The sequence below is a fragment of the Burkholderia sp. CCA53 genome (assembly GCF_001685525.1).
Lineage (GTDB): Bacteria > Pseudomonadota > Gammaproteobacteria > Burkholderiales > Burkholderiaceae > Burkholderia > Burkholderia multivorans.
The window spans coordinates 985,015-1,005,502 of the sequence record NZ_BDDJ01000002.1 but is presented as its reverse complement, the minus strand read 5'-3'; the positions used below and the strand labels follow the sequence as shown (position 1 = coordinate 1,005,502).

Below are 20,488 nucleotides of genomic sequence, written 5' to 3'. Positions count from 1 at the left end.
GGGGGCCGGGTGAACGATTTCAGGAATGCCGCGTTCGGCGCGGGACACGACCACATCTTTCTCGGCGCCGCGCACGAGCGAAACGAGCGCAGGACGTGGATGGTGATCGCGCTGTGTGCGGCGATGATGGTGGCGGAGATCGTCGGCGGGTCGCTGTTCGGCTCGCTCGCGCTCGTCGCGGACGGGCTCCACATGTCGACGCACGCGGGCGCGATGCTGATCGCCGCGCTCGCGTACACGTACGCGCGCCGACACGCGCGCGATCCTCGCTTCGTGTTCGGCACCGGCAAGCTCGGCGATCTGGCCGGCTTTACGAGCGCGATCGTGCTCGCGATGATCGCGCTGCTGATTGGTTACGAGGCCGTCGCCCGCCTGCTGTCGCCGGTGCCGATCCATTTCGGCGAGGCGATTCCGATCGCGGTGGCCGGGCTAGTCGTCAATATCGTGAGCGCGTGGTTGTTGAGCGGCGATCATCATCACGGGCACGACCATCACGGTCATCACCACCACAACCACGACCACAACCACGATCACAACGACGATCACAACGACGAGCACAACGACGAGCACAACGACGAGCGCGAGCACGACGCCCACGCCCCCTCCGTCGCCGCGACACGCGACCACAATCTGCGCTCCGCCTACATCCACGTGATCGCCGATGCTGCCGTCTCGCTGTTGACGATCGTCGGGCTGCTGCTCGCGCGCGCATTCGGCTGGGTCTGGATGGACCCGCTCGCCGGCATCGTGGGCGCGCTCGTGATCGCGAACTGGTCGTACGGACTGATGCGCGACACCGGCGGCGTCCTGCTCGACATGAATGCGGACCGCCGCTTGACGGAACGCGTGCGGCACGCGCTCGAGCACGATGGCGATACGGTCGGCGATCTGCACGTATGGCGTGTGGGGCCCGGCCACATGAGCGCGATCGTCTCCGTGACGACCGACGATCCGACGCGCGATGCGCGCTTCTATCACGGCCTGCTGCGGCACATCGGCGGCCTGTCGCACGTGACCGTCGAAGTGCTGCCGGCCGCGGCGGGGCAATGACGATGGCAGTCCGATCGCCTTGCGTCGAAGTCTGCGCGTTCGACGGCCGCACCGGCTACTGCATCGCCTGCCTGCGCACGCGCGACGAAGCGCGCGAGTGGAAGAAGATGACCGACCATCGTCGTCACCGGATCGTCAACGACCGCGCGCGTCGGCAGGCGAAGCTCGCGCGCGCCGCGTCGGACTGACGCGCGCGCTCGAACCGCGGCCGAGCGAGCGTATATAGCCGGCCGATTGCGTTCGCGCCAGCCGCCGGGCATGCTGTCACGCACGCATGCGGCCGCACACCGCCGCCGCGCGCCACCACCACGACCAACGATGACGACCTCGCCGCCGACGGCCGCCAAACCCGCGATTCCGCGTACCGTATGGGCGCTGGGTTTCGTGAGCCTCTGCATGGATCTTTCCTCCGAGCTGATCCACGCGCTGCTGCCGATCTACCTCGTGTCGACGATGGGGATGAGCGTCGCCGCGCTCGGCGTGCTCGAAGGGGCGGCGGAGGCGACCGCGATGATCGTCAAGGTGTTTTCCGGCGCGATCAGCGACTGGCTCGGGCGCCGCAAAGGGCTGCTGCTGCTCGGCTACGGGCTCGCCGCCTTGACCAAGCCGCTGTTTCCGCTCGCAGCCGCGCCGTCGGTCGTCGTCGCCGCGCGCCTGCTCGACCGCGTCGGCAAAGGGATACGCGGCGCGCCGCGCGATGCGCTGGTGGCCGACGTCGCGCCGCCCGAGATTCGCGGCGCGTGCTTCGGCCTGCGGCAGTCGATGGATACGGTCGGCGCGTTTCTGGGCCCGCTGCTCGCGATCGTGCTGATGTTCTGCTTCGGCGACCGCATTCGCACCGTGTTGTGGTTCGCGGTGGTGCCGGCTTTCGCCGCGATTGTGCTGATCGTCGCCGGCGTTCGGGAACCCGTGCGCACGCAGCCGCGGCGTTTCCGTGCCCCGCTGCATTGGCGCGCGCTCGGCGCGTTCCCGCGGCAATACTGGTTCGTCGTCGCAGTGGGCGCGACGTTTACGCTCGCGCGCTTCAGCGAAGCGTTCCTCGTGCTGCGCGCGCAGCAGACGGGGCTCGATATCGCGTGGATACCGGCCGTGATGGTCGCGATGAGCGCCGCGTATTCGCTGTCCGCATGGCCGGCCGGCATCCTGTCGGACCGGCTCGATCGGCGCGTGCTGCTTGCGCTCGGCATGGCGATGCTGATCGTCGCGGATCTATTGCTCGGCGCCGGCACGTCGACGGTGTCGATGTTCGTCGGCGTCGCCGCGTGGGGTCTGCATATGGGGCTCACGCAAGGCATTCTCGCCGCGATGGTGTCGGAAACGTCGCCGGCCGAGCTGCGCGGAACGGCGTTCGGCGTGTTCAATCTGGTCAGCGGCGTCTGCATGCTGCTCGCGAGCAGCATCGCCGGTGTGCTGTGGGCACGCTTCGGCGCATCGACGACGTTCTTCGTCGGAGCGGCACTCGTCGTGGTGCCGCTCGCGCTGTGTCGCGCGATGCCGCGTCCCGGCACGTCGTCCGCATGATGTCGGATGGTGCGGCGCGGAACGATCGCAACACGCACTCTGCCGCACGTCGAGCCGGTGCCGTTTCGGCAACGATCCGACGCAGTGTCAACGTTCGTTGAACGATGGACCGTCCGCAATTTTTTTCGAATTAAATCCGGCTATGCTCGGCGCTCCTCGTCGCCGGCGCACCGGACGCGATACCGGCTGCGCCGGCCGATTCCGCGAAAAAAAATCGACGGATCGCCGATCCGCGCGCGCCTGCCCGCGGCCGTCGACGTGAACGATCGCACGTTCAGGAGGGCATCAGTCATGGTCGCGATGAATCGCATTCGAGCGGTGCTCGTCGCCGTCGCGCTTGCCGCGGCCGCACCATCCCGCGCGCAGAACGCCACCGACTGGCTGGCGAACACCTACGGCACGCTGGCCGCGCACGTCGGCAACGCGGCACGGTCGATGTGGGTCGCGCCGGAAGGCGTGATCTACACCGCGTCGATGTGGGACGAGGAGGCGGGCGGCGTGTCGATCTATCGGAACCACCGAACGCTCGGCTCGATCGGCGCGCACGGCGAATTCCAGGGCAGCGCGATCACCGGCAACGCGACGTCGATCTTCGTCGCGCTGCAGGCCGGCAAAGCATACGGAAGCGGTGCGGTCGGCCGCTACGACCGCACGACGAAAGCGCGCGACCGCTTCATCCAGGTCACTGCGTCGACGAATCAGCCGCGCGTGGACGTCGTCACCGGTCTCGCGACGGCCGGCTCGCTGCTCTATGCGAGCGACTTCTACGGCAACCGCGTGCGCGTGTTTACGACCGACGGCGTGTGGCAGCGCGACATCGCCGTGTCGAGCCCCGGCGCGCTCGCGCTCGACGGCGCGGGCAACGTGTGGGTCGCGCAGAAGCATGCGGGCACGATCGTTCAGTTCAGCGCGACCGGCGCATTGCTGAACACGATCCGGATGGCGGCCGACGCGCGGCCGGCGTCGCTCTATTTCGATGCGGCGGCGAACGAGCTGATGGTCGGCGACGAAGGGCCCGACATGAACATCAAGCGCTACGCGATCGCGGGCCGCCCGGCGCTGGCCGGCACGTTCGGCGTGCGCGGCGGTTATCTCGACACGACGACCGGCATCAAGGGGCAGGTCGGCGCGAAGCGCTTCACGCGCGTGGCCGGCATCGGCAAGGACGCGGCCGGCAACCTGTACGTGCTGAACAATCCGTGGGGCGGCAGCTGGGATCTCGGCCGCGACGGCGCGACCGACATTCACGCGTACAGCAGTGCCGGCAGCCTGCGGTGGACGCTGCAGGCACTGAACTTCGAGGCGATCGCGGCGCCCGATCCGGCCACCGACGGCGCGTTGTTCTACGGCGGCACGCACATCTACAGCGGCACCGCGGGCGGCACGTTCGTCGCGAACACCGTCGACCCGTTCAGCTATCCGGCGGACCCGCGCATCGATCCGAACGACGCGCAGCGCGACGAGCATTTCGGGCATGTCGTGTCGGTCGGCGGGCACCGGATCCTCGTCGCGTCCGGCCAGAATCCGCCGATCTTCTACTTCTTCCACTTCAACGACGCGAACGGCTACGTCGCGATTCCGGACGGCTCGCTTCCCGGCCCGGCGTTCAATACGACGCGCCGCGTGACGAGCGGCTTCAGTCTCGACGGCAACGGCGACGTGTGGGTCGGGTTGGACAAGACGGGCGTGATCCACCACTACCCGCTGGCGGGTTTCGATGCAAACGGCAAGCCGTCGTGGGGCGCACCCGACACGATTCCGGTGCCGGCCAGCATCCAGCCGCTCACGCGCATCGTCTATCTCGCGGACAGCGACACGATGATTCTCGCGCAAGGCCCGACGGGCAGCACCGACTGGACGGCGATCGGCACGCGGATCGAGGTGTATCACGGCTGGCGCGCGGGCAATACCACGCGGCCGAATCCGGTGATCACGCTGCCGCACACGACGGCGAAATCGATCGATGCGGCGGGCGATCATCTGTTCGTCGGCTATTGGTTCGGCACCGGTCAGCCGCTGCCGGACATCGATGCGTTCAACCTGACGACCGGTCGCCTCGACGCGACGCTGGTGAACACGAGCAGCGCGACGGTCGATGCGAGCAGCGCGCTCGATTCGATGTACGGCGTGAAGGCGTACCGCCGCTCGACCGGCGAATACGTCGTGATGAAGAACAACGTGAAGGCGTCGAGCATCACCGTGTACCGGTGGAAGCCGTGAGCGGCGGCGCATTGACGGGCGCCGGCGCCGACGTGGGCAATGACGCGAGCCGCCGTGCGAAACCGTCCGCCGGCGGACGTTCCGCGATCGACATCCGAAACGATTGCCGAACGCGCGTGGCGACGCCGACCGTCGCGCAGGACGCACGCGCCGTTCCGGCACGCGCGCTTGCGTTGCGCCGAACCGCGTGCGCCGTGTCGCGCGTCAATCGGCGCGCCTGAACTCCTCGCGAAGCGCGCGGTACAGCCGTCGATACCGCGCGAGCCGGCCGGCGAGCAGATCGACGCTGGCGGGCTCGGGCGCGATCGTCTCGACGACGGGCGGCGCGACACAGACTTCCGCGAGCGCATCGCCGGTTGCCGCGAGCCGCGCGAGCCGTGCGGCGCCGAGCGCCGCGCCGATCGCACCGTCCGCGTGACGCAGCATCGCGAGCCCGGTCGCATTCGCGCACAGCCGTGCCCACAACACGCTCTTCGAGCCGCCGCCGATGAACGACACCGCGTCGAGCGTCGTGCCGGCCGCGCGCAGCGCATCGTAGCCGTCGGCCATCGCGAACGCGACGCCTTCCATCACCGCATACGCGAGATCGTCGGCGCCGTGCTCGTTCGATACGCCGAAGAACACGCCGCGCGCGTGCGCGTCGTTGTGCGGCGTGCGTTCGCCGCCGAGATACGGCAGGAACAGCGGCGCGCGGGCCGGATCGGCGCGTTCGGCGCGCGCGGCCAGCGCGCCGGGCGTCGTGCCGTGCGCGCGTGCGAGCCAGTCGAGGCTCGCGGCGGCCGACAGGATCACGCTCATCTGGTGCCAGCGTCCTTCGACGCAGTGGCAGAACGCGTGCACGGCGGCATCCGGGTTCGGCGCGAAGCGGTCGTTGCCGGCGAACAGCACACCCGACGTGCCGAGCGAGAGGAAGCCGCTGCCCGCGCCGGTGACGCCCATGCCGAGCGCCGAGGCCGCGTTGTCGCCGGCGCCGCCCGCGATCGCGACCGGTCCGGCGATTCCCCATTCGCGCCGCAGCGCATCGCGCAGCTGCGCGGCGGCGGCGTTGCCTTCGACGACGCGCGGCATCTGCTCGCGCGACAGTCCGGTGGCGGCGAGCATCCGGTCGGACCAGTCGCGGCGCGCGCAGTCGAGCCACAGCGTGCCCGAGGCGTCCGACATGTCGGACACGAACTCGCCGGACAGGCGCCACGCGACGTAGTCCTTCGGCAGCAGCACCTTGTGTACCGCGCGGAACACCGCCGGCTCGTACTTCGCGAGCCACATCAGCTTCGGCGCGGTGAAGCCGGGCATCGCCATGTTGCCGGTGATCGTGCGCGATTCGGGCACCAGCGCCTCGAGCTCGACGCATTCGGTGCCGGCGCGCGTGTCGTTCCACAGGATGGCCGGGCGCAGCACCTGGCCCGCGCGATCGACGAGCGTCGCGCCGTGCATCTGCCCGGACAGCGCGATGCCGCGCAGCGCGGCAAAGCCGGCCGGATGCGCGGCGCGCACGGAGGCGATCGCATCGAGCGTCGCGTGCCACCACGCCTGCGGGCTCTGCTCGGACCAGTGCGGGTGCGGCCGGCTGATCGACAGCGTGGCCGATCCGGTCGCGAGCGGGACCGATCGGGAATCGGTGAGAAGAACCTTGACCTCGGACGTGCCGAGATCGATGCCGAGAAAAGTCACGTATGAAGCGTCCTGTCTGGGGCGCGTGACGGCGCTCGCCGCGGGGGCGGCGCATCGTCGCGGCCATGCGGTTCGTTGAGCCGGTGCAGCGCGCGGAACTTCGACGGCGGCACCTGCTTCATCGCGAGAAACTGTCGATTGAAGTTCGACAGGTTGTTGAAGCCGACCCGATAGCAGATGTCGGTGACCGTCAGGTCGGAGAACATCAGCAGCTCGCACGCCTCGTTGATGCGCAGCCGGTTCAGATAGCGGACGAACGACGAACCCGTATGGCGGCGGAAAAAGCGCGTGAACGTGCTGACGCTCATGCCGGCGAACGCGGCGACGTCCGCCTCGCGCAGCATGCCGGGCAGATTCTGCTGCAGATACGACAGCACCTGGTTGATCGTCGACGACATGTAGTGCTGCGCGTCGATCCGGTAGCCGGGGCCGGCGAGCACGCGCCGCTCGCGGCACGACGACAGCCGGTCGAACAGCGACATCAGGATCTCGACGCGGCGGCAGCCGTGCGCGTTCGCGAGCTCGAGCATCAGCGGTGCGACCTCGAGGCCGACGCGATCGGGAAACTGCACGCCGCGCGATGCGTCGTCGATCAGCTCGATCACCGGCTGCAGCTCGCTGAACGCGCCGACCATCTTCTCGATCGCGTCGCGCGAGAACTGCAGCACGACGTCGCGCGACGGCACGCGTTCGCCGTCGGCGAGCTCGCTGACCCAGTTGTGCGGCAGATTCGGGCCGGTGACGATCAGGTTGCCCGGACCGAAATCGCCGATGTGGTCGCCGACGAACATCTTGCCGTGCGACGCCTGGATCAGATGAATCTCGTACTCCGGGTGAAAGTGCCACTTCGCGACCGAATGCGGATAGTCATGGACCCACGCACGAAACGATTCGTCGCGATGGTTAGGAACGATCTCGAGATCCGGGTTCATCGTGTGCTCCGTCTGCGTGGCGTGCCGGCGCGCTACGGGCGGGACATCGACCAGCCTGTCGCGGCGGGCGGCACGGTGTGCGCGGCCTGCGCGGGCGGCGTCGCGGGCGCGACCGGGTCGGCGTTCGCGTCCGGCAGCGTGACGTTGCGCTCGGTGCCGGCGTCGAACAGATGCAGCGCCGCTTCGTCGAAGCGCAACGCTACCACGGTGCCGGGCGCCGGAGCCATCGGGGCCGGCACGAGGGCCGCGCACGGCCGGCCGTGCCAGTCGAGCGTGACGAGCGCCTCCGCGCCGAGCAGCTCGACGAGTTCGACCGTGCCGGTCAGCGCGAGCGCGTCGGGCCGCGCGTCGCCGTCGGCCGCGAGCCGCAGATGGTTCGGGCGGATCGCGACCTTCACGTGCCGGCCGTGCTGCAACTGCGCGAAGCGCGGCGACGCGAGCGGCCAGCGCACGCCGTTGCAGTCGAGCAGCACGCTCGAGCCCGCGCGCTCGATCGTGCCGTCCGCGAAATTCATCGCGGGCGTGCCGACGAAGCCGGCCGCGAATACCGTGTGCGGCTGGCCGTACAGCTCGGCCGGCGTGCCGATCTGCTCGATGCGGCCGCCGCGCATCAGCACGACGCGATCGGCGAGCGTCATCGCTTCGAGCTGGTCGTGCGTCACGTACAGCGTCGTGGTCTTCAGCCGCCGGTGCAGCCGCTTGATGTCGCCGCGCAGCTGCGTGCGCAGTTTCGCGTCGAGATTCGACAGCGGCTCGTCGAACAGGAACACCGCGGGCGTCTTGATCATCGCGCGCGCGATCGCCGTGCGCTGCTGCTGCCCGCCCGACATCGCGCGCGGCCGGCGGTCGAGCAGCGCATCGAGGCTCAGGATCTGCGCGACCTCGCGCACGCGGCGATCGATCTCGTCGGCCGGCAGCTTCAGCCGGCGCAGGCCGAACGCGATGTTGTCGTACACCGTCATGTGCGGGTAGAGCGCGTAGTTCTGGAACACCATCGCGACGTTGCGCTCGCGCGGCGGCAGGTCGTTGACCACCGCGTCGCCGATCACGAGCTCGCCGCCGGTGATCGCCTCGAGGCCCGCGATCATCCGCAGCATCGTCGATTTGCCGCAGCCGGACGGGCCGAGCAGCACGATGAATTCGCCGTCGGCGATGTCGAGATCGAGCGGATGCAGCACGGCCGGGCCGCCGTCGTAGTGTTTCGATAACGCGTTGCAGACGATCCGTGCCATGGCTCAATCCATTTCGATCTGAATCTTGACGTCGCGCGGATGGCCGCTCGCCGCTTCCTCGAATGCGCGCACGCCTTCGGAGAACGGGAACGTGCGCGAGATGAACGGCTTCACGTCGATCGCGCCGGATGCGATCAGCGCGAGCGCGCGCGGAAAGATGTTCGCGTAGCGGAACACCGATTCGATCCGGCCTTCCTTCGCCTGCAGCGCGACCACGTCGAGCGGCACCGGCGCGACAGGCATCCCGATCAGCATCGCGCAGCCGCCCGCGCACATCAGGTCGACGAGATTCGCATAGGCGTTCGCGCTGCCGCTCGCCTCGAACACGACGTCCGCGCCCCAGCCGCCGGTGACGTCGGCTACCGCATCGGCGAGCGATGCGGTGCGCACGTCGACGGTCGTGACCGCCGGGTTGCCGTCGAACAGCGTGAGCTTGTCGGGCACGACGTCGGCGAGAATCACGCGCGCGGCGCCGCCCGCGAGCGCGGCGAGCGTCGTCATCGCGCCGATCGTGCCTGCGCCGATCACGACCGCGATGTCGCCGGGCTTCATCGCGGCCTTCTTCGCGGCCTGCAGCCCGATCGACAGCGGCTCGACGATCGCGCCCTCGGCGAACGACACGTTGTCGGGCAGCCGGTACGTGAACGCGGCCGGATGCACGACGTACGGCGTCAGGCAGCCATGCACCGGCGGCGTCGCCCAGAAGCGCACGTCGGGATCGAGGTTATACAGCCCGCGCAGCGTCGCGGGCGAATCGAGGCGCGGCACGCCGGGCTCCATGCATACGCGGTCGCCGACGCGCAAGTGCGTGACGTCCGCACCGGTCTCGACGACGATGCCCGCCGCCTCGTGGCCGAGCACCATCGGCGCGTCGACGCGGAACGGGCCGATTGCGCCGTGCACGTAGTAATGCACGTCGCTGCCGCAGACGCCGACCGTATGAATCTTGATCCGGACGTCGCCGGGGCCGACCTCGAGCGGCAGGTCGATATCGCGCAGCGCGAGCTCGCGCGTGCGTTCGAGTACGAGCGCTTTCAACGCATCCTCCTTATTTTCCCTTGACCATCGAATTGAGCAGACGGCTCAGCATGCCGACGAACACGAGCGGCGGCAGCGCGAGCAGCACCGTCGACGCGTTGATCACGCCCCACGGCACTTCCTGTCCGAGCGACGTGAACGCCGATGCCACCACCGGCAGCGTCGCGCTGCGCGACGACGTCAGCGCGAGCGCGATCATCAGCTCGTTCCACACGAGCACGAAGCTGAACACGATGCCGCCGAGCAGCGTGCTCGCGCACACCGGCAGCGCGATATGCCAGAACACCGCGTACGGCCCGTAGCCGTCGAGCGCGGCCGCTTCCTCGATCTCGCGCGGCAGCCGGCGGAACACCGGAATCGACAGCCACGTGATCGTCGACAGCGTGACGAGCAGGTACGTGACGATCATCGACAGCTTCGTGTCGTACAGCCCGAGATCGACCCAGATCGCGATCAGCGGCACAGCGATCGCGACCGGCGGCAGAAAGCGCAGCGACAGCAGGAAGAACTGGATGTCGCGCTTGCCGCGTATCGGATAGCGTGCGATCGCATATGCGGCCGGCACGCCGAGCAGTGCGCCGAGCACGACGGCCGCGCCGACGATCGCGATGCTGTTGCCGAGCCCGATCAGTACTTCGGGGCTCGACAGCACCTGCTCGTAGTTCGCGAGCGTCGGCACGAACAGGAAGCGCGGCGTCGGCGTCACGATGTCGAGCAGATGCTTCAGCGAATTCAGCACGGCCCAGAACAGCGGGAACGCGGCGACGAGCAGGATCGCGGCGCCTATCGCGACGGTGAGAGCCGGCGCTGCGATGCCGCCGCGGGCGGTCAGTCGTCCCATTTGTTGACCCTCTTCCAGATGAGCGTGAAGACGAGCGTGGTCGCGACCATCATCAGCACGGCCATGCTCGACGCATACGACACCTTGCCGGCGAGGCCGATGCCCTGCTGATACGCATACAGGTCCAGCGTCTCGGTCGCGATGCCGGGGCCGCCCTTGGTCATCACGTAGATCAGGTCGAACGAACGCAGCGACTCGACCATCTTGATGAACACCAGGCTCACGAGCGGCGCCTTCAGCATCGGCAGCGCGATATACGCGTGCACCTGCCACGTCGTCGCATAGTCGAGCCGCGCGGCTTCGAGCGGCTCCTGCGGCAGCGTCTCCAGCAGCTTCAGGATCACGACCGCGAAGAACAGCCCCCACTGCCACACGTCGACGAGCGCGACCGCGTACAGCGCGAGATGCGGATCGGCGAGGAACGCGGTGTTGCCGATGCCGAGCGCGCCGAGCAGCCAGCTCACGATCCCGGTGAGCGGCGCATACATGAACTTCCAGATGAACGCGGCCGAGACGCGCGGCAGCAGCACCGGCATGATCAGCACGAGCGACGCGATGCGCCGCCAGCGTCCGTGCACGCGCTCGAACATGAACACCGCGAGCGCGATCCCGACGATCACGGCGCCGGCTACCGTGACGATCTCCCACAGCGCCGACACCTCGATCGCATTGACGAAGCGGCGGTCGGACGCGAGCCGGAGGAAATTGCGCAGCCCGACGTATTCGCTGTCCGGGTAGCGCAGCACGCGATTGCGCAGCGCGAGATTGATCGCGGCGATCGTCGGAACGAGGCTCAGGACCGCGAGCAGCACGAGGGTCGGCGCGAGGAACACCCACGGCAGGCTCGTGCGGTCGCGCCGCGTGCGGCCGCGCGCGGCGCGCGCGACCGTTGTCACGCCAAGCGCATGCGCGCCGGCACCGTCATTTGCGAGTGCCATGTTCGAGCGCATCCTTCGCGTACTGGGTCGCGTCGTCGAGCGTGCCGCGCACGTCGGTCTGCGTGCCTGTGAACACCTGTTCGAGCGCGATGCCGAGGTTGTCGCCGATGTCGGGCCACTGCGGCGTGCGCCAGATCGTCACCTGCGTGACGGGGTTCGTGTCGTTCAGGCCGGCCTGGATCTGCGGCGCGACGTGCTGCTTGAAGTACGGGCTGGCGATCGTGCTCGAGCGGTTGTAGTCGCTGAACACGCCGTTGCGCAGCCGCGCCTGTTCCTGCTCCTTGCTGGTCGCCCATGCGATGAAGCGGCCGGCCGCCATCCGCGTGCAGTCGTCCTTCGCGCCGAGCGCCGAGATCGCGAAGCCGTGTCCGTAGGCGGCCGACGGCAGCGGCGCCGGCGGGCGCGTATAGCCGACCTTGCCCGCGACCGTCGACTTGCTCGCATCCTCCATCCAGTCCGCGAACGGCGTCGATTCGATCATGAACGCGACCTTGCCGGAGCGGAACGCTTCGAGCGCGTTGCTCCAGTCGTAGGTCGCGGAGCCCGGCGGCGCGTACTTGAACAGCTCGCTATACAGCTGCGTGGCCTTCACTGCGGCCGGCGAGTCGAACGCGGGCTGCCCGCTCTTGTCGGTCCACGTGCCGCCCATCCCGAGCATGAACGGCGCCCAGCGCCACACGTTCATTCCCGAGCCGCGCTGGCCGCGCGCGACCCAGCCGTACAGCTTCGGCGGCGCGTTCAGCTTCTTCACCGCGGCGACGAGCTCGTCGAGCGTCTTCGGCACCGGAATGTGCGCAGCGTCGAGGATGTCGCGGCGATAGAACAGGAAGTCGCCGCCGCCGATCAGCGGCGCGAAGTATGCGACGCCCTTGTAGCTCGCGACCGCTCGGCGGCCCGGCAGGAAATCGTCGTAGTCGTATTCCTTCGGGTAGTACTTGAGGAGCGGCACGATCCAGCCGGCCGACGCGAATTCGGCGACGTTCGCCTCGTCGACGTAGTAGACCTGATACGAGCCCGCGCCGGTCGACGCGTCGAGCCGCGATTTCGCGCGGCGATCGTTCTCGCCGAAGTAGCTGATCTCGACCTTGGTGCCGCTCTGCTTCTCGTAGCCGGGCAGCGATTTTTCCATGACGGACAGACCGAGACTCTTCTGCGCGAGCACGCGCAGAGTCGGCACCTTGCACGCCTGCGCGGCGGCGATGCCCGGCAGACAGGCGCCGAGCAGCACGCCCGCAGCGACGATTCGCATCTTGTTCACCCGTGTCTCCTTGATTGTGCTTGTTCGATTGCCGTCGGCGACGGCAGAGCCAATGGTGGGACGCGCGCACGCGGTTCACCACATCAAAAGGAAAGACGGGCCGATACTTTTTGCTCAGGTTCGGTCGTGCATTGCACAAAATGTGGTGGTCGATGTGCGCGCAACGGTCCTGTCGCGTGGTTTGACGCACTGCAGCGGCAGGCGCGTGCGGTCGTGTGCGGCCGTGGCGAAGCGGCGAGTCCGGTCAGCGGACCGAGGCAGTGACGGCGCGGAGCGCGGTCGCGAAGTACGCGGTGTGCGGATGCGGATGAAAAGCGGGAGACCGACGCGTATGGGCATCGGTCTCCCGGATGAAGGTGCTGCGAAACGTTTACGACGTGACAGCCCGATGTAAAGAATTCATGGTGGGCCGTTCGCAGCGCACGCGGTTCGGCGAGCGGCGCGCGCGGGCGGCGCCGGCGTACGGCGCCGATTTGCGCGCGATGCGCGTCGCCCGGCTCATATACGACCCATCAACACCAGTATCACGACGATGATGACGATTAACCCGACCGTTCCCGACGGCCAATAGCCCCAGCTTCGGCTGTGAGGCCATGTAGGAAATGCTCCGATGAGCAGCAGAATCAGTATGACGATAAGGATCGTACCGAGCATCGCACCCCTCCTTTGAATTCGAGATGACAGTGTCTGCCGTCGCAATTCGTGTGCCGCTTCGGCGGGGTGCGACGACAAAGATGCCGTTCGACGCGCATCAATTCGCATCGTGAATACAGGGCGATTCAGAAAATAAATTTCGAAAATGCGGGCGTGCTCGCTATGCTGGCCCTTCCGTTTCGATCTGCGGGACATGCGATGGCTGAACTCTTTTTGGTGCGGCACGGGCAGGCGTCGTTCGGCACCGACGACTACGACAGGCTGTCCGACGTCGGCGTGCAGCAGGGCGTTTGGCTCGGCGAATACTTCGCGCGCGGGCATGCGCCGTTCGATCGCGTGATCTGCGGGACGATGACGCGGCATGCACAGACGGTCGACGCGATCCTGCGCGGCATGGGGCGCGACGACATGCCGGTCGAGCGCCATCCGGGCCTGAACGAGTACGACTTCCACCGACTGTTCGCGGCGGCGGCCAGCGATTACCCGGAGATCGCGCGGCTTGCGGCCGGCTCGATGCACGAGCATTTCCGCGCGTTGAAGCAGGTGCTGCAGCTGTGGACGGAAGACCGGCTCGGCCCGGCGGCGCCGGAAAGCTGGGCGCACTTCCAGCAACGCGTGGCCGATGCGCGCGCGGCGATCCGGCAGTCGGGCGGCAAGCGCGTGCTCGCGGTCAGTTCCGGCGGGCCGATCGCGGTGACGATCCAGCAGGTGCTGACGGCGCCGCCCGCGATCGCGATCGCGCTGAACCTGCAGATCCGCAACAGCAGTCTTTCGCAGTTTTTCTTCAACGCCGAAGCGTTCCATCTGGCGTCGTTCAACGGGATCCCGCATCTGGAGGATCCGGAGCGACAGTCGTTCCGGACCTACGGCTGATCCGAACACGCACTCACGAACGATCGCGACGATGACGAACACCACCCAGCAACTCGACGTTGGCCGCCTTGCGCGTTATCTCGAACGGCATGTTCCGGGCTTCGAAGGGCCCGTCGACGCGGAGAAGTTTGCCGGCGGCCAGTCGAACCCGACCTTTCTGCTGACCGCGAAGAGCGGCCGCTACGTGCTGCGTCGGCAGCCGCCGGGCGAACTGCTGAAGTCCGCGCACGCCGTCGACCGCGAGTTCCGCGTGCTGAGCGCGCTGTCGCGCACCGCGGTACCGGTCGCGCGGCCGTATCACCTGTGCGAGGACCGCGACGTGATCGGCAGCCTGTTCTACGTGATGAGCTACGAGGACGGCCGCATCTTCTGGAATCCGGCGCTGCCGGAACTGCCGCAGGCCGATCGCTCAACCTGCTACGACGCGGTGCTGCGGACGATGGCCGCGCTGCACGACGTCGACGTCGACGCGGTCGGCCTCGGCGACTACGGCCGCCCCGGCAACTATTTCGAACGCCAGATCGGCGTGTGGACGAAGCAGTATCGGGCGGCGGAAACGGAGCGCCTCGACGCGATGGAGATGCTGATCGACTGGCTGCCGCGCGCCTGCCCGGACGATACCGGCCGCCCCGCGCTCGTTCACGGCGATTTCCGGCTCGACAACCTGATGTTCGAACGCGACGACTATCGCGTGAAGGCCGTGCTCGATTGGGAACTGTCGACGCTCGGCAATCCGCTCGCCGATCTCGCGTATTTCTGCATGTGCCTGCGTCTGCCCGCGGACGGCCATATTCCGGGGCTCGCGGGCCAGGACCGCGCGGCGCTCGGCGTGCCGGACGAAGCGCAGATCGTCGCGCGCTACTGCGCGCTGCGCGGGATCGAGCCGATTCGCGACTGGCATTTCTATCTCGCGTTCAGCTTCTTCCGGCTCGCGGCCATCGCGCAGGGCGTGAAGGCGCGCGCGCTGCAGGGCAACGCGTCGAACGAGCAGGCGCTGCGCGTCGGCGCGATGGCGGGGCGGCTCGCGGAGCAGGCGGTCCGCGTGATCGACGCGCATCGCTGAGCCGCGCAACGACCTGACGACATTCAATGGAGGAGCAAAAGACAATGGCAACGAACCTGTTCGACCTGACCGGCAAGATCGCGCTGGTGACCGGCGCAAGCCGCGGCATCGGCGAGGAAATCGCGAAGCTGCTCGCGCAGCAGGGCGCGCACGTGATCGTGTCGAGCCGCAAGCTCGACGACTGTCGCGCGGTGGCCGACGCGATCGTCGCGGCGGGCGGCCGCGCAGAAGCGCTCGCGTGCCACGTCGGGCGCATGGAGGACATCGCCGCGACGTTCGAGCAGATCCGCAACAAGCACGGCCGTCTCGACATCCTCGTGAACAACGCCGCCGCGAACCCGTATTTCGGGCACATCCTCGATACCGATCTCGCCGCATACGAGAAGACGGTCGACGTGAACGTCCGCGGCTACTTCTTCATGTCGGTCGAGGCCGGCAAGATGATGAAGGCGCAGGGCGGCGGTGCGATCGTCAACACGGCGTCGGTGAACGCACTGCAGCCGGGCGACCGGCAGGGCATCTACTCGATCACGAAGGCCGCGGTCGTCAACATGACGAAAGCGTTCGCGAAGGAATGCGGGCCGTTCGGCATCCGCGTGAACGCGCTGCTGCCGGGCCTCACGAAGACGAAGTTCGCCGGCGCGCTGTTCGAGGACAAGGACATCTACGAGACGTGGAAAGCAAAGATCCCGCTGCGCCGCCACGCGGAGCCGCGCGAGATGGCGGGCACCGTGCTGTATCTGGTGTCCGACGCGGCGAGCTATACGAACGGCGAGTGCATCGTCGTCGACGGCGGGCTGACGATCTGAGCGCGCGATGAAGATCGACAGCTATGCCGGTCAGGCGGTGATGATCACCGGCGCCGCGAGCGGTTTCGGCGCGCGGCTTGCGAGCGAACTGGCCGCGATGGGCGCGCGGCTCGCGCTCGGCGATCTGAACGCGGACGCGCTCGAGCGCGTGGCCGCGCCGCTGCGTGCGGCCGGCGCGGACGTGATTGCGCAGCGCTGCGACGTGCGCATCGAAGCCGACGTCGCCGCGCTCGTGCAGGCGGCGGTCGCGCGCTACGGGCGGCTCGACGTCGGCGTGAACAACGCGGGCATCGCGCCCCCGATGAAGGCGCTGATCGACACCGACGAAGCCGATCTCGACCTGAGCTTCGCGGTCAACGCGAAGGGCGTGTTCTTCGGCATGAAGCATCAGATCCGGCAGATGCTCGCGCAGCGCGAAGGCGTGATCCTGAACGTCGCGTCGATGGCCGGGCTTGGCGGCGCGCCGAAGCTGGCCGCGTATGCGGCGTCGAAACATGCGGTGGTCGGGCTCACGAAAACGGCCGCGCTCGAATACGCGCGCCACGGCATCCGCGTGAACGCGGTGTGCCCGTTCTACAGCACGACGCCGATGGTTACCGACAGCGATATCGGCGACCGGCAGGACTTTCTCGCACAGGGCTCGCCGATGAAGCGGCTCGGCCGCCCGGAAGAAATCGTCGCGACGATGCTGTCGCTGTGCGCGAAGGAAAACACCTATCTGACCGGGCAGGCCGTCGCCGTCGACGGCGGTGTCTCGGCCTTCTGAACCGAACGCAGCACCGAATCTCGAGGAGTCGATCATGGACTTTGGCTACACCCCGAAAGTGGAAGAACTGCGCGAACGCGTGCGCGCATTCATGGACGCGCACATCGTGCCGCGCATTCGTCAATGGAACGACGAAGTGCATGCGGGGCAGTATCCGGTGTCGTTCATGGAAGACCTGAAGGCGCGCGCGAAGGCCGAAGGGCTGTGGAACCTGTTCCTGCCGCATCTGAAGGACGACGAACCGGGCACGCGCCTGACGAACCTCGAGTACGCGCCGCTCGCCGAAATCATGGGGCGCGTCGGCTGGGCGTCCGAGGTGTTCAACTGCAATGCGCCGGACACCGGCAACATGGAGCTGCTGCACATGTTCGCGACGCCCGAGCAGCGCGAGCAATGGCTGCTGCCGCTGCTGCGCGGCGAGATCCGCTCGGCGTTCGCGATGACGGAGCCCGACGTCGCGTCGTCCGATGCGACGAACATCACGACGCGCATCGTGCGCGACGGCGACGACTACGTGATCAACGGCCGCAAGTGGTTCATCACGAACGCCGCGCATCCGAACTGCAAAATTTTCATCGTGATGGGCAAGACCGATCCCGCGGCCGAATCGCATCGCCAGCAGAGCATGATCCTCGTGCCGCGCGATACGCCGGGCGTGACGGTCGTGCGCAACATCACGGTCGTCAATCACTACGCACCGGAAGGGCATTGCGAGATCACGTTCGACAACGTGCGCGTGCCCGCGCGCAACCTGCTCGGCGAGGAAGGCAGCGGTTTCGCGCTCGCGCAGGCGCGCCTCGGGCCGGGCCGCATCCACCACTGCATGCGTTCGATCGGCGCGGCGGAGCTCGCGCTCGAACTGATGATCGACCGCGCGCAGGCGCGCGAAGCGTTCGGCAAGCCGCTGAACCGGCACGGCACGGTCGGCGAGTGGATCGCGCGCTCGCGCATCGAGATCGACCAGGCGCGGCTGCTCGTGCTGAAGGCCGCGTGGATGATCGACAAGGTCGGCGCGAAGGCCGCGCGCAAGGAGATCTCGATGATCAAGGCGCTCGTGCCGACCGTCCATACGAACGTGTGCGACCGCGCGATGCAGCTGTTCGGCGCGGCCGGGTTGAGCCCCGACACGCCGCTCGCCGATCACTGGACGTGGGGCCGCGCGCTGCGCTTCGCCGACGGTCCGGACGAAGTGCATCTGCAGTCGATCGCGCGGATGGAGATCAAGCAAGCGGTGCCCGGCGCGAGTGCGCCGTACCTGACGCCGCCGCCGCGCGGCTGAGCGTCGCAGGCGGTGCCGCGCACGTCGGCGCCGCCGCAGGAGCGAACATGGACGAACGGGCGGCGCGCGCCGTAAGATGCCGGCGAGGAGGCTTCGCGATGCGCCTATCGAAGATTGATCTGAACCTGTTCGTCGTATTCGACGCGATCTACAACAAGCGCAACCTGACGCGTGCGGCCGAACTGCTGAACCTCACGCAGCCTGCCGTCAGCAATGCGCTCGCGCGCATGCGCAAGACGCTGAACGATCCGCTGTTCGTCAGCACGCCGGCCGGGATGATGCCGACGCCGTTCGCGGAAAACATCGTCGGGCGCGTGCGCGAGGCGTTGCAGCTGCTCGATTCGAGCGTGCATGAAGGCGACGTGTTCGATCCGGCGTCGTCGGAGCGCGTGTTCCGGCTGAGCATGAGCGACCTGACCGAAGCGCTGCTGCTGCCCGCGCTCGGCGAACTGCTGCAGCGGCAGGCGCCCGGCATGCACGTGCGCAGCTACACGATGGATCGCCGCGAAATTGCGACCGCGCTCGCGAACGGCACCGTCGACATCGCGATCGACGCGCCGCTGCTCGGCGATCCGCATCTGCATCAGGCGTCGCTCGTGCGCGACCGCTATGCGTGCATGATCCGCGACGGTCACCCGTTCAAGGGCGACACGCTGACGATGGACGACTATCTCGCGATGGGGCACATCCACGTGTCGAGCCGCCGCAAGGGCAGCGGACACGTCGATGCGGAGCTGACGCGGCTCGGGCTGCGCCGGAACATCCAGATGCGTGTGCAGCACTACATGGTCGCGCCGCTGATCGCGATGCGCGGCGATCTCGCGCTGACCGCGCCGCTGCGGCTGCTGCAGCGCTATCCGGCACGCATTCTCGAACTGCCGTTCGAGATGCCGGGCCTCGAATACTTCTGCTACTGGCATCGCAGCGCGGACCAGGATCAGGCGAACCGGTGGCTGCGCGAGCGGCTCGCGGAGTTGATGCGCGATATCGTCTGATGCGCGCGGCGCGGCGGGTGCGCGCGGGAGCGGCTAAGGCGCGGTTCGTCGGCAGGAAACGTCAGGCAATCGCGGCGCTCTGCCGACCGGTGGGACTGCGGAAGCGAAGGCGAAGGCGGAGGCTGCGGCGGCGCTCGGCACGTCGAATGCGCGGGTAAACCGCAGCGCATTCGCGCTCGCCACGACTAGTGGTCGAACCGATGCCCGCGCTTCACGTCCTTCAGCCAGTCCTTGACGTGGTCGAGATCCGCGAACGCCCGCAGTGCCACGTTCAGCTCATGAATGCCGCGCTGCATGCTCGCGATGTCTCGCGCGAGCACGCGCATGACGGTATCGGGCGCGAGCTTGACCGACGACGCGATCCCATACGTCCGCCGGAAATCGGCTTCGACGTGCCGGATTTCCTGATCGAGCTCGCGCAGCTGTTCCTCGAGGATGCCGTTGTAGCGCGCCAGCCGCTCTTCACCGAAGCTGTCGATCGCGTGCTGATCGATCTGCTCGATCTCCAGCTGCAGTTCGAGCAGTTGCAGCAGCTTGCCTTTCGCATAAGCGTCGTTGACGCGCTGCATCAGCACGGTCTTGCGTGCCTGCTCGCGCGGATCCGTTTCGCGATCGGGATGCAGCGCGCTGGCGAGCTTGCGATAGATCTCGCGGATGGACCGGCTCGATGCCGCCTGCTCGGCTTCGCGTTTCGCCTGCGCGGCGGATGGCCGCGGCGCTTTCCTGCGCTTGGCGCGCTGCGCTTCGCGGGCCGCGTGGCTGGCCATGTCGCGCTCGAACTGTTCGTCGAGTTCGGCCTGTATGCGCGCGGCGAGTTCCTCGGGCGACAGCGTGTCGAGGTCGTCGATCGGCTCGTCGCCCGGCGTCGGTTCCGGCTTCGTGTTCGTCGTGCGGCGATCGGTCGTCGCGTCGCTGTCGATGCCGGACCCACCGTGCCGGTTGTAGATGACGCTCAACTGCGCGTCGTCGCTGACGTCGAGCAGATCGCGCGCCATGTCGGCGATCAACCCCGAAAGGATGCGTTGCTCGGCCTTGCTCAGTCCTTTTTTCAGAAAGGCGTCGTCGAGCAAATGGACGAGCCTGGTCCGCAGCGCGGTCGACGTCCGTTCGAGCGGCAGCAATCCGTCGACGAACTTTTTCTGGAACGCCGGCATCACGGCTTCCCACGCAGCGAGACGTTCGCGTCGCTTGTCGATTTGCTCGACGAGCGCATTGAACGTTTTGCGGGCTTTCGACAGGCGAGTGCTTTCGTAACCGGGTGCGATGGCGACCGCGGTGCCGCGACGTGCGGTCATGTTGGTGTCCTCCGGCTGCGGCGGAACGCGCAGCAGGTCGCTATTCTAGCTGG

The 20,488-nt window shown here is 67.8% G+C and carries 19 protein-coding genes; 10 read left to right on the top strand and 9 right to left on the bottom strand.

From position 1 onward, the window contains the following. Positions 1–9 precede the first annotated feature (9 nt). The 4 genes from dmeF (at position 10) to BCR55_RS20945 (ending at position 4,791) form a co-directional block, all read left to right on the top strand. Complete coding sequence (gene dmeF, locus BCR55_RS20960; RefSeq protein WP_065495778.1) at positions 10–1,050, top strand: CDF family Co(II)/Ni(II) efflux transporter DmeF; 1,041 nt, start codon at positions 10–12, stop codon at positions 1,048–1,050. Then, entirely contained in the window at positions 1,047–1,238 is a 192-nt protein-coding gene (locus tag BCR55_RS20955; protein WP_006409371.1) for a DUF1289 domain-containing protein, read from the top strand. Before dmeF ends, BCR55_RS20955 begins: the two co-directional genes overlap by 4 nt. 130 nt (positions 1,239–1,368) lie before the next feature. Continuing rightward, a complete protein-coding gene (locus BCR55_RS20950) occupies positions 1,369–2,571 on the top strand; it encodes an MFS transporter (protein ID WP_053298045.1) in 1,203 nt (400 codons plus the stop codon). A gap of 291 nt (positions 2,572–2,862) precedes the next feature. Beyond that, positions 2,863–4,791 (top strand): SMP-30/gluconolactonase/LRE family protein, encoded by a 1,929-nt coding sequence (locus BCR55_RS20945; RefSeq protein ID WP_065495776.1) that lies wholly within the window; start codon positions 2,863–2,865, stop codon positions 4,789–4,791. 204 nt (positions 4,792–4,995) lie between these two features. Here the strand turns inward: BCR55_RS20945 and xylB are convergent, their stop codons facing one another. From xylB to BCR55_RS20900, 8 genes are all read right to left on the bottom strand, one after another. Continuing rightward, positions 4,996–6,462 (bottom strand): xylulokinase, encoded by a 1,467-nt coding sequence (gene xylB, locus BCR55_RS20935; RefSeq protein ID WP_065495774.1) that lies wholly within the window; start codon positions 6,460–6,462, stop codon positions 4,996–4,998. After that, complete coding sequence (locus tag BCR55_RS20930; RefSeq protein ID WP_065495773.1) at positions 6,459–7,394, bottom strand: AraC family transcriptional regulator; 936 nt, start codon at positions 7,392–7,394, stop codon at positions 6,459–6,461. Before BCR55_RS20930 ends, xylB begins: the two co-directional genes overlap by 4 nt. 32 nt (positions 7,395–7,426) lie before the next feature. After that, positions 7,427–8,626 carry an ABC transporter ATP-binding protein gene (locus BCR55_RS20925; protein WP_006404557.1) on the bottom strand — a complete coding sequence of 400 codons (1,200 nt, stop codon included), beginning with the start codon at positions 8,624–8,626 and terminating at the stop codon, positions 7,427–7,429. Positions 8,627–8,629: 3 nt separating this feature from the next. Next, positions 8,630–9,664, bottom strand: a complete 1,035-nt coding sequence (locus tag BCR55_RS20920) for an NAD(P)-dependent alcohol dehydrogenase (protein ID WP_065495771.1) — start codon at positions 9,662–9,664, stop codon at positions 8,630–8,632. A 10-nt stretch (positions 9,665–9,674) separates the two neighbouring features. Continuing rightward, positions 9,675–10,505, bottom strand: coding sequence for a carbohydrate ABC transporter permease (locus tag BCR55_RS20915; RefSeq protein WP_006404555.1), 831 nt, complete (start codon positions 10,503–10,505; stop codon positions 9,675–9,677). Then, positions 10,493–11,443, bottom strand: coding sequence for a carbohydrate ABC transporter permease (locus BCR55_RS20910; protein WP_006410225.1), 951 nt, complete (start codon positions 11,441–11,443; stop codon positions 10,493–10,495). Before BCR55_RS20910 ends, BCR55_RS20915 begins: the two co-directional genes overlap by 13 nt. Beyond that, positions 11,427–12,692 (bottom strand): sugar ABC transporter substrate-binding protein, encoded by a 1,266-nt coding sequence (locus BCR55_RS20905; protein ID WP_232356517.1) that lies wholly within the window; start codon positions 12,690–12,692, stop codon positions 11,427–11,429. The genes BCR55_RS20910 and BCR55_RS20905 overlap by 17 nt, the downstream gene beginning before the upstream one ends. A gap of 507 nt (positions 12,693–13,199) precedes the next feature. Then, entirely contained in the window at positions 13,200–13,355 is a 156-nt protein-coding gene (locus BCR55_RS20900; protein WP_006404550.1) for a DUF3309 family protein, read from the bottom strand. 198 nt (positions 13,356–13,553) lie between these two features. Here BCR55_RS20900 and BCR55_RS20895 point away from each other — a divergent pair, with 198 nt between their 5' ends. The 6 genes from BCR55_RS20895 (at position 13,554) to BCR55_RS20870 (ending at position 19,140) form a co-directional block, all read left to right on the top strand. Further along, positions 13,554–14,228, top strand: coding sequence for a histidine phosphatase family protein (locus BCR55_RS20895; protein ID WP_035488033.1), 675 nt, complete (start codon positions 13,554–13,556; stop codon positions 14,226–14,228). A gap of 31 nt (positions 14,229–14,259) precedes the next feature. Next, complete coding sequence (locus tag BCR55_RS20890) at positions 14,260–15,291, top strand: phosphotransferase (RefSeq protein WP_006404548.1); 1,032 nt, start codon at positions 14,260–14,262, stop codon at positions 15,289–15,291. 44 nt (positions 15,292–15,335) lie between these two features. Next, entirely contained in the window at positions 15,336–16,100 is a 765-nt protein-coding gene (locus BCR55_RS20885) for an SDR family oxidoreductase (RefSeq protein WP_006404547.1), read from the top strand. A 7-nt stretch (positions 16,101–16,107) separates the two neighbouring features. Next, on the top strand, positions 16,108–16,866 hold the full coding sequence (locus BCR55_RS20880; protein WP_006404546.1) for an SDR family NAD(P)-dependent oxidoreductase: 759 nt from the start codon (positions 16,108–16,110) through the stop codon (positions 16,864–16,866). A 34-nt stretch (positions 16,867–16,900) separates the two neighbouring features. Beyond that, positions 16,901–18,145, top strand: coding sequence for an acyl-CoA dehydrogenase family protein (locus tag BCR55_RS20875; RefSeq protein WP_059781151.1), 1,245 nt, complete (start codon positions 16,901–16,903; stop codon positions 18,143–18,145). A 98-nt stretch (positions 18,146–18,243) separates the two neighbouring features. Continuing rightward, on the top strand, positions 18,244–19,140 hold the full coding sequence (locus tag BCR55_RS20870) for a LysR family transcriptional regulator (protein WP_006410226.1): 897 nt from the start codon (positions 18,244–18,246) through the stop codon (positions 19,138–19,140). Positions 19,141–19,325: 185 nt separating this feature from the next. On the opposite strand, the gene BCR55_RS20865 is transcribed toward BCR55_RS20870, so the two are convergent. Then, on the bottom strand, positions 19,326–20,435 hold the full coding sequence (locus tag BCR55_RS20865) for a J domain-containing protein (RefSeq protein WP_053298039.1): 1,110 nt from the start codon (positions 20,433–20,435) through the stop codon (positions 19,326–19,328). Positions 20,436–20,488 lie beyond the last annotated feature (53 nt).